The organism is Streptomyces sp. JJ38, from assembly GCF_019303475.1.
Taxonomy (GTDB): Bacteria; Actinomycetota; Actinomycetes; order Streptomycetales; family Streptomycetaceae; genus Streptomyces.
On record NZ_JABLSI010000084.1, the window covers coordinates 1 to 9,929 of the forward strand.

The following is a 9,929-nucleotide window of genomic DNA, read 5'->3' on the forward strand; positions in this document are numbered from 1 at the left end:
CGGTGCGGCCCGTCGGGGCCGGACGTCCCCGCGGCGGGCCGGGGCGCCAGCGCCGGGCGGCGGCCCGGCGCACGGCGGGGGCGCCGAGGAGGGCCAGCACGACGGCGAGCAGCAGCGCGCCGCTCCAGGCGAGGGCGGTGGTGGCGGTCGCGGTCAGCGGCGGCTCCTCCTCGGGCAGCGCCTGGACCGGGATGGCGCCGTCGCCGGCGTCGGCGACACCGTCAGAGTCCCCGAGGTGGGTGAGGGCGGCGAAGGGGTCGACGAGGCCCGCACCGGTGCGCGGGTCGTCCGGGCCGCCGACGGGCGCGGCCGAGCCGGTCAGGCGGCGCACGGTCTCCTCGGCGCTCAGCCCGGGGAAGCGGCTGCGGACGAGGGCGGCGGCTCCGGCGACCTGGGGGGCCGCGAAGCTGGTGCCGCTGACCCGCTGGTAGCCGGAGCCGCCGGAGGCGGGGGCGATCTCGCTCTCGCCGTAGGCGGCGATGTCCACCCAGTCGGCCTGGTTGGACTGCTCGACGGGTTCGCCGCGGGCGTCCACCGCGCCGACGGCGAGGACGCCGTCGTAGGCGGCGGGGTACATGGGCACGTCGGTGGTGCCCTCGTTCCCGGCGGCGGCGACCACGACGACGTCCGCCGCGACGGCCCGCCGGACCGCCTCGCGCACGGGTTCGCGGTCGACGGGCAGGGCGAAGGAGAGGTTCAGCACCCGCGCGCCGGCGTCGACGGCCGCGTCGATCCCGGCCGCGAGGGTGTTCTCGGTGGTCGACTCGACGCCGCCGACGATGCGAACGGGGTGGATGCGGGCGCCCGGCGCGACGCCGGTGATGCGCGGCTCGCCGCCCCGGGAGGCGGCGATGAGCCCGGCGACGGCGGTGCCGTGCCCGTCGCAGTCGAGGTCGGGCGCCTGCGGGCGCTGGCGCCGGAACTCCTCGGCGCTGCGCACGGTGACGAGTTCGGTGCCCTCGCCGACGGCGCCGGTCAGCTCCGGGTGCCGCCCGTCGACGCCGGAGTCGACGACGCCGACGGTCACGCCGGTGCCGTCGGCCAGGTCCCAGGCCTGGGCCAGCCCGAGCCGCTCGGCGAGCGAGGGTCCGGGGAGGGTCTCGGGGAGGGGGGCGCCCTCCTGGGGCGGCCGCGAGCACGCGGTGTCGACGCGTTCGGGCGCGGCGACGGCCTCCGTGGCGCCGCCCCACGCCCCGGGCGCGGCAACGGGCCAGACGAGCAGCAGCGCCAGGAGCCCGCACAGTGGCCCTGCGTGCGGGGCGCCGTGCGCGGCACCCCGGAGGCGACGGTGGCGGAGTCGGTGGACGGCCGGGGGCGGGGCGTCCCGTCGCCCCGTCATGCCCGCAGCTCCAGCAGCGCCGTGTAGACGTCCCACACGGCGAGCACGAGCGGGACGACGGACAGCAGCAGCAGCGTCTCGAAGCTGTCCAGGGTGCGCGCCACCCGCGGGTTGAGCCCGCGCCGTCCGCTGAACACGCCGACCGCGCAGGCCACCAGGGCCACCAGAGCGCAACCGGGGAGCACGACGGCGAGCAGCGGCACTGTCTCGTGCGGGAAGCGGACCACGGTGACCGCCACGGCGCCGCACAGGACGGCGAGCCCGGCGGCCAGGGCCGCGCGGGCCTGGGGGGCGGCCGTGAAGAGGCGGGCCCGCAGCAGGGCGAGGAGCCCGAGCGTGCCGGCGAGCACGGAGGGCCACAGCTCTCCGGAGGCCAGCAGGAGCAGGGCGCCACCGCCGACGACCAGGAAGGCGCCCGCGAGGAGGCCGGACAGCAGCCGCCGGGCCGTGGCGACGCGGCGCTCCAGCAGCGCGTGGCCCATGGGCTCGGGCAGCTCCTCCAACTCCTCGGCGTCGGTGACGAGGCGTGGCCCCGGGATGTGGGCGAGCCGCAGGGCGAGCGGGGGCAGCAGCGGGGTGACGGCGAGGGCCAGCGCGGTGGCGACCGTGGCGGCGCGGGCGGGCCCGGTGGACCACACGAGGGCGACGAGGGCCCCGGGCGCCGTCAGTACCCCGGCGGTGACGAGCGCCGCGAAGGTGCCGTCCCCGGCCCCGACGAGGAGGGGGCCGCCGGCGCCGAGCACGGCCACGACGGCACAGACGAGGAGGAGTTGGGCGGCGCCGAAGCCGTCGCCGAGGAGCAGGGCGGCGCCGACGGCCGCGAAGGGAGCGGCCAGGGCGGCGGTCCAGGTGCCGGCGGCGGCGTCGGCGAAGGCGCGGGAGACGAGGGCGGCGGTGCCGAGGGTGAGCGCGGCCAGGACGAGGGCGAGGACGCCGGCGAGGGTGCCGGAGGTGGCGGCGAGCGCGGCGGCGGCGCCCAGGGCCGCTGCGGTGCCGAAGGCCGCGGCGGCACCGCGCACCTTGCCGGTGGACCAGGACGCGCCCGCGCCGGACTCGGCGATGACCTCGACGACGTCGTCGTAGAGCGGGCCGGTGGTGTCCTCGGTGCCGTGGGCGAGGAAGAGCAGGTCGCCCTCGCGGACCTGCTGCGCCGACAGCGGGCGCTCGGCGTCCAGCCGGGTGCCGTCGGCGCGCCGCAGGATCCAGCCGCCGTGGGCGAGTCCGCCGTCGGGCCCGATCTCCTCCCCGGCGTGCTGCACGAGGGCGGGCAGCAGCCGGGCCAGGGGGACGCCGAAGGGGACGGCGAGGTCGGCCCGGCTGCGCGGTCCGGCGAGCGCGATGCGGCAGAAGTCGTGTCCGGGGCGGCGTTCGGCCGCGGTGCCCTCGGAGGGCTGCGACGCGGTGCCGGTGGGGGCTTCGGCCCCGGCGGGGGCGAAGGCGGGGGCGGTGTTCATGCGCGGGTGTCCACTTCGCGTCAGGACGGGTGGGGAGAGGCCGGGGAGGTCGGGTGGGGAGCGTCCAGCCGGGTGAGCTGGACGGGGGTGGTGCCGAGCCGGCGGTGCAGGAGGAGGCCGCGGCCCTTCTTGCGCTTGGCCGAGCGGTGCCCCCAGATGGCCGGCTCGTCCTTGGGGATGCTCAGCAGCACGCCGGGGACGTTGAGTTCGCGGGCCCGGCTGAGGACGGGGTCGCCGCTGCCGCGGGCCGCGCCGCCGGCCTGGCGGGCGGCGTAGAGGTGGAGGCCGACGGACCTGGCCTGCGGAAGGAACTCCAGCAGGGGCCGCAGCGGGTTGCCCGCCGAGGTGGCGACGAGGTCGTAGTCGTCGACGACGAGGTAGATCTCGGGGCCCGTCCACCAGGAGCGGGCGCGCAGTTGCTCGGGGGTGACGTCGGGCCCCGGCAGCCGCTTGCGGAAGCCCTCGACGAGCCCGGCGACGATATCGGTGGACCGCTCGTGGGTCGTGGCGTACCCCAGCAGGCTCTCGCCCTCGAACTCCTTCAGCATCGTCATGCGGTAGTCGAACAGGACGAGTTTGGCCTCCTGCGGCGACCAGGTGTCCACGACCTGCCGGGCCACGGAGCGCAGCAGGGCCGTCTTGCCCGTCTCGGTGTCGCCGATGGCGATGAGGCCATTGTCCTCGCCCGGCCGGAAGACGACGGGCTCCAGCCGGTTGCCCTCGACGCCGATGACGACGCCGGGCGCGGTGCCGTCCGGCGCGGCGGGCCGCGGGTGGCCGGCGTGGGGGTAGGAGTCGGGCAGCATCCGCACCCGGGGGGCGGTGGGCCCGTGCCAGGCCTGGGCCACGCGCCGGACGAGGTCGGCGACGCCGTCGGCCAGGTCCGCGTCGCTGTGCCGCCCGTCAAGGCGCGGGACGGCGCCGAGGAAGTGCAGCTTGTCGGCGGTGAGGCCGCGGCCCGGGCGGTCGGCGGGGACGGCGCGCTGGAGCTTGCGGTCGACCTCGGAGTCCAGGGCGTCGCCCAGCTTGAGTTCGATCTTGGTGCCGACCAGGTCGCGCATGCCGAGCCGCAGGTCGAGCCAGCGGTTGCCGGTGACGACGAGATGGATGCCGTAGGTGAGCATCCGGCCGGCCACCCCCATGAGGGTGGTCTCCAGGTCCGGGAAGTGCTGCCGCAGGACCTGCCAGCCGTCGACGACGAGGAACACGTCGCCGAAGGGGTCGTCGACCCGGCCCTGGGAGCGCAGCCGCCGGTAGTCGTCCATGGAGTCCACGCCCAGCTCCCGGAACCGCAGTTCGCGCTGTTCGAGGACCTCCAGCACCTCGGCGACCGTGCGGTTGACCGCCTCCGGGTCCAGCCGCCCGGCGACGCCGCCGACGTGCGGCAGCCCGGCCAGGGCGAAGAGGGTGCCGGAGAAGTCCAGGCAGAAGAACTGTGCCTCGGCGGGGGTGTGACGCAGGGCGAGCGAGGCGATGAGGCTGCGCACGACGGTGGACTTGCCGCTGCGCGGGCCGCCGACGACGGCGGCGTGCCCGCCCGCCCCGGACAGGTCCAGCGTGTACGGGTCGCGCCGCTGGTGGTACGGCCGGTCGACGGTGCCGATGACGGCCTGCATGGCGGGCCGGTCGGGCGCCGTGCCCAGGCCGCGCCCCTCCCGGACGGTGAGGTCGGGGCTGAGCGCGTCCAGGCTGTCCGGCTCCTCCAGCGGGGGCTGCCACACCTGGTGGGCCTGCGGTCCCCGGCCGACCATCTGCTCGGTCATGACGCCCAGCACGGTCGCGGACGCCTCGGCCTCCTCGGTGTCCTCCCCCTCCGTCTCGGGGACGGGGACGGGTGCGGCGGCGTGCGGCTGCTCGGCGGGGACGGGCAGATAGGCGGCCGGGAAGGGCCGGACGTCGACGGAGCCGGTCAGCGGCGCCGGGCCGCCCTCGGCCGCCGTCTCGTACGCGCCGGAGACGTAGGCGGCGCGGAAGCGCTTCAGGCTCGTCATGTCGGTGCGCAGGTAGCCGTGGCCGGGCGCGTTGGGCAGGTGGTGGGCGTCGGTCACCCCGATCGCGGCCCGGCTCTCCTGCTCGGAGAACGTGCGCAGGCCGATGCGGTACGACAGATGGGCCTCCAGACCGCGCAGCCGCCCCTCGTCCAGCCGCTGCGAGGCGAGCAGCAGATGCAGCCCCAGCGAGCGCCCGAGCCGTCCGATCTGCACGAACAGTTCGGCGAAGTCCGGCTTCTGGGCGAGCAGTTCGGAGAACTCGTCGACGACGATGAACAGGCTCGGCAGCGGCGGCAGGTCCGCGCCGCGCTGGCGGGCCCGCTCGTAGTCGCGCACGGAGACGAGGTTCCCCGCGTCCCGCAGCACCTCCTGACGCCGGTTCATCTCCCCCGCCATCGCCTCCTGCATGCGGTCGACGAGGGTGAGGTCGTCCTCCAGGTTGGTGATGACGGCGGCCACGTGCGGCAGCTCCGCCATCCCGGCGAACGTCGCGCCGCCCTTGAAGTCGACCAGGACGAAGTTGAGCTGCTCCGGGGAGTGGGTGGCGGCCATGGCCAGGACGAGCGTGCGCAGCAGCTCCGACTTGCCGGAGCCGGTGGCCCCCACGAGCAGCCCGTGCGGGCCCATGCCGTTCTGCGCCGACTCCTTGATGTCCAGATCCAGCACGCCGCCGTCGGCTGCCAGCCCGATCGGCACCCGCAGCCGGTCCCGCAGGGGGCGCGGACGCCACAGCGTGTCCAGGTCGAGCCGTCCGGCGTCCCGGACGCCGATGAGGCCCGGCAGGGTCGTGTCCGCGGTGTCCAGGTCCTCGGTCTGCACCGTCTTGGCGTCGAGCCGGTACCCGGCGAGCTGCTGCGCCAGCGCCTCGGCCTCCGCGCGGCCCAGCGCGTCGGCGGTACCGAGTTCGTCGGTGGCCTCCCCGCTGCGCACGCGCAGGTTCCCGTCCTCGGCCAGCAGCGCCACCCCGTGGGCGTCGCGCAGCGCGGCGGCCCGGCCGGTGAGGTCCAGCACGGTGATGCCCTGGAGACCGTCCGGGTCGAGCACGACCTCCGAGCCGAGGGCCAGCCCGCCGTCCAGCACGACGAGCAGGTGCGGCACGTCGGGGTCGGGCTCAGCGTCCCGGTGGAAGCGGGCCCGCCGCCCCAGCTCGGCGCCCAGCAGGTCCTCCAGCCCCGCCAGGCTGGGGTGGATCATGCGCACCGGGCCCGCGTGGTCCACGTCCTCGGGGTGGTGGTTGTGCGGCAGCCACTTCAGCCAGGCCCACTCCGGGCCCTCCGGGTCCCGGGTGCACAGCAGCACCCGGAGGTCACGCGGGGCGTGGAAGGTGACGGCCTGGGCGATGACGGCCCGGGCCAGGGCGCGGGCCTCATCCGGATCGCCCTCCAGCGACAGGCACGCGAAGCGGCGCAGGGCGAGCTGCACGGGCAGGTCGGGGACGACCGCGTGGGCGTTCACGAACCGCTTGAGCGCCACCGCGGCCAGCGGGTCCAGATCCTCCACGGGCGCCGACTCACCGGGCACCAGCGGGGTGGCCAGGTAGCGCGGCCCCGAGCCGATGCGCACGACGCCGAAGTCCTCGTCCGCCGCCCGCCGCTCCCACAGCCGCCGGCTGGCCGCGACGCCCCACAGCAGGCCCGGCGCGGGCCCGTCCCACCGCAGCGACGCCCGCTGCGCCTCGGCGGTGCGCCGCACCTCGGCACGGGTGCGGTCCAGGTAACGCAGGTAGTCGCGGCGCTCCTGCTGCGCCTGGCCCTTGGTCTGCCCGCGCTGGCGCAGCAGCGAGCCGACGACCATGGCCAGCGAGGACACCAGGAACATCGTCCCGACGACGTACCCGATCGGGCCGCGCCCCATCGTGAGCATGTACAGGACGGAACCCAGCCCGCTCAGCGCGGGCAGCGCGGTGAGCCAGACGTTGTTGTTCGGATCCGGCTCGGGCAGCTGCGGCGGCGCCTTGAGGACGACCTCGCCCTCGGGCACGCTCGGCCGCTGCGCCCGGACGGGACGGCGGAAGGTGGTGGTGGGTGTCGTCATGGCTCAGTTCGCGCTCGTCTCGCCATAGCCCCTGCGGTACTCGTCCTTGAGTACTTCCGCGCTGCCGGAATAGGAGCCTTCCACGGTGTCCAGGACGTCTCCCAGCAACGGGTCCTGCCCATCCGGTACGACGGGGTTTCCGTCGCTGTCGTAGTAGCGCTCGTCGGAGGTGTCCCGGCCTTCGTTGGTGTAGTACTCGCTCAGCGCCCCCCGGCTGTTGCCATGCCCGCCGTCCGCGGCGCCCACGGCGGCCTCGGCGACCGTCGAGCGCAGCGTCCAGTCACCGTGCATGCCCGCCTCGTAGTTGAGGCTGTCCGCGAGTTGCGCCGCCTCGGGTTTGGTCTCCACCAGCCCACCGACGGAGCCCGCCAGAGCACCCGCGACCCCCCAACTCGTGGTGGCCGCTGGTGCGACGGCCACGGCACCGCTCACTCCGGTGACGCCCGTCACCATCGCGACGGCGAGCTTGGCGCGCAGCTTCTCCTTGTCGTCCTCGGACTTCTGCTCGTCTACGAGCGCCTGGTTGTAGCCGTTGCCGACGGCACCCTCCAGGTTGCCGAGATCGCCCAGAATGACGCGGCGCTCCTCCTCACTGGTGCCGGGGGCGAAGGCCGCCTCGGCCCGGGCGGTGTAGTAGGCGTTCAAGCCTGTTTCGAACTTGTTGACGACTTCCTGGTCCGTGTCGGCGACGTACTGGAACAGGTCCGCGCGGTCGTCCGGGCTCAGCATGAACAGCGTGTCCTGGTTCGAGAAGTAGCTGACCGGCAGGTCGTTCGTACCGTTCCGGTTGGAGGCCTCGTCGAGGTAGTCCAGGTAGGCGAGAGTCGTGTCCGTGACCGCGGACTCGACCAGCTTGTGGTTCGCCCCCCACTCGTTGCCCTCCAAGTCCTTCAGCCCGGAGTAGTACTCGCGGTCCTGTGCGACCGCGGCGAGCAGCTCGAAGGCGGCCTCCGTTTGCCGTGCGCTGGGCTCCTGGCCATCCGGCGGCAGGGTGGCCGAGCGGATGAGGTCGGCGGGGCCGCCATGGTCCTGCCAGTCAGTGCTCAGCAGCCGGTCGCGGAACTCGTCCTCGATGATGAGTTCCGCCGAGGCCCCTTCGTTCAGCGCGACAGAGCGCAGGGCTCCAGCAGCACCCGACATGTCCAGGTCATGGGCCGCGGGCAGCCCTTCGACCGAGCTCGCGCCGGCCTGCGCCCACAGGGCGGCCTCCGCCAGATCCTTGCTGAAGCCGTTGCCGCCGGCCACCGTGGCGTGCTCCATGAGGTCGCCGAAGCCGTCGAAGTCCGAGTACCACTCCATCTGCTCGTCCATGGAGTCGCTGAGGCGCTCCTCCGGGTTCTCGAGCAGCGTCCGCACCGATTCTGGGAGACGCTCGTACTGGTCGGGATCGTTCGTGTCGAGCCCGCCCGCGTCCGGGTTGGTCATGAGGTTGAGGCCGTTGGCCACCGCACTCTGGACGTCGTGGACGGTCTGCGCCGCGTCGTCCCCGAGGTCATACAGCCCGATGTTGCCCAGGAGTGCGAGACCCTCCGCACCGAGCGTGTCGTAGTACTCCTCCAGGAAGGCCACTTCCTCGTCGGAGAGGTATTCGTGGTCGGTGCGGAGCTGTCCGTTTTCGTCGAGGACGCCGTTCATGACGTTCTCGAGCCCCTCGGTGTAGCGGGCCACCGCCTCGGGGTCGGGGTCTTCCTTGTTGAGCTCGATGCGCAGTTGCTCGGCCTCGTACTCGGCACGCCCGGGCGGGAACCAGACGTTCACCGGAGAGTCGCCGGTGTCGTAACCCTCTTCCGAGAGGCGCTGTTCCCTGTTGCTGAGGAAGCCGTAGTAGTCGTCGAGTTCGCCCTTCATGAGGTCGTAGACGTCGGCGGCGTACTCACCGGCCCGCCTGGTGAACTCGTCCTCGATGTGCGTGCGCACCTCTTCTATCGGGAACTTGGATGCCTCGAAAACCCACTCCTTGCCGTAGCCCTTGTAGGTGTACATCGAGTTGCCCTCGGCGTCGGCCAAGTCGTCCTCGATGGGGCCGATCTCCTGCCGGGCCTGCGAGGCGTACCACTCGCGCCAGTACTCCAGGCCCATCTGCCCGTCGATGGAGTCGTCCAGGTACGTGATGGTGGTCTCCATCTCGTCCTTGATCTCACCGAGGGTGTTGGAGATGGTGCGCAGGCCGCTCTCGCCGAGGTCGTCGTAGGTCTGCTGGAGGTGTTCCGCGCTGTCCTCGTAGATCGCGTTGGAGCCCCGAGTGCCCGCGCGCTCCTCCAGTCCGGCCGCGTATTCGGCCACCGAACCGGACTCGGCCGCCTCGTCGGCGCCGTTCTTGAAGATCGACGAGAGTGAGTCGACCGCCTCCGGGTCGCTGTCGTTCTTGAAGTCCGTGCGCAGCTCGTAAGGGTCGCAGCCCGCTGCTTCGACGAGGGCTGCCCGGGTGATGACGAATCCAGACACGGTGTTCCTGAGGAGTGGGGAGGCGGGTGGGTGGGCGGACCGGGCGCGGGCGGTGGACTACATGCCGTCGGCTACGGCTCGGCTGACCTGGCGGTCGGGGGCGCGCAGGGCCAGGCGGGCCTGGAGGTCGGTGTCCTCGCCGAGGTCGGCGGTGCTGGAGCCGCCGTCGCCGATGTCGTCGCGGTCCTCCTGCGCGCGCCGGGCCCGCCGGGTGCGGTCGGCGGTGTCCGCGTTGAGCCCGGCCGTGTAGCCGGCGGCGCGGGCGCCGCCGAAGGCACCGGACGCCGCCGTGGTGTTGCCCAGGCGGCGGGCCAGGCCGTCGGCCTCGTCGGCCGCTTCGTGGTTGCGCCGGGCGCTGTCCCGGAACTGTTCGGGCAGGTACTCGAGGTCGCCTTCGTCGGCCATGTTCTCCGCTGTCCTTCCCTGCTCACTCGCCGAGGACGCCGCCGACGGCGTGCCCCCTGGGCCGCCAGACGGACTGGTCCTCGGTCAGGTCGGTGCCCGGTCCGGGGCGGCCGCGACGCCCCTGGCCGCGCGAGGAGCGGGCGGCGGGCGCGGGCGGTGGTGCGGCGGGCGAGCCCGTGAGCCGGTGTCGGACGGCGGCGTCGGCCGTCCGTCCCCTCCACGTGCCCGCGGGCTCACCCGCGAGGCGCCGGCGCCCCGCCC

5 protein-coding genes and 1 pseudogene are annotated in these 9,929 nt (G+C 74.3%); all 6 read right to left on the minus strand.

Features of this window, described 5'->3' with window-relative positions:
- Window positions 1-1,339: S8 family serine peptidase (locus tag HPT28_RS26100; RefSeq protein WP_219094393.1), on the minus strand; the 1,339-nt coding region annotated here is incomplete at its 3' end.
- Complete coding sequence (gene eccD / locus HPT28_RS26105; protein WP_219094395.1) at window positions 1,336-2,793, minus strand: type VII secretion integral membrane protein EccD; 1,458 nt, start codon at window positions 2,791-2,793, stop codon at window positions 1,336-1,338. The genes eccD and HPT28_RS26100, both read right to left, overlap by 4 nt.
- A 20-nt stretch (window positions 2,794-2,813) precedes the next feature.
- A complete protein-coding gene (gene eccCa, locus HPT28_RS26110; protein ID WP_219094397.1) occupies window positions 2,814-6,818 on the minus strand; it encodes a type VII secretion protein EccCa in 4,005 nt (1,334 codons plus the stop codon).
- Window positions 6,819-6,821: 3 nt separating this feature from the next.
- Window positions 6,822-9,263: a hypothetical protein gene (locus HPT28_RS26115; RefSeq protein ID WP_219094399.1), complete on the minus strand. Its 2,442-nt coding sequence runs from the start codon at window positions 9,261-9,263 to the stop codon at window positions 6,822-6,824.
- Window positions 9,264-9,320: 57 nt separating this feature from the next.
- Window positions 9,321-9,668 carry a hypothetical protein gene (locus tag HPT28_RS26120; protein ID WP_219094401.1) on the minus strand — a complete coding sequence of 116 codons (348 nt, stop codon included), beginning with the start codon at window positions 9,666-9,668 and terminating at the stop codon, window positions 9,321-9,323.
- Between the two features lie 22 nt (window positions 9,669-9,690).
- Window positions 9,691-9,929 (minus strand): annotated as a pseudogene (locus HPT28_RS26125) (hypothetical protein); the annotation flags it as partial.

Excerpts from the sequence above, each read along its gene's own strand:
- eccD (WP_219094395.1), bottom strand. The coding sequence starts at position 2,793 with ATGAACACCGCCCCCGCCTTCGCCCCCGCCGGGGCCGAAGCCCCCACC.
- eccCa (WP_219094397.1), bottom strand. The coding sequence starts at position 6,818 with ATGACGACACCCACCACCACCTTCCGCCGTCCCGTCCGGGCGCAGCGG.
- HPT28_RS26120 (WP_219094401.1), bottom strand. The coding sequence starts at position 9,668 with ATGGCCGACGAAGGCGACCTCGAGTACCTGCCCGAACAGTTCCGGGAC.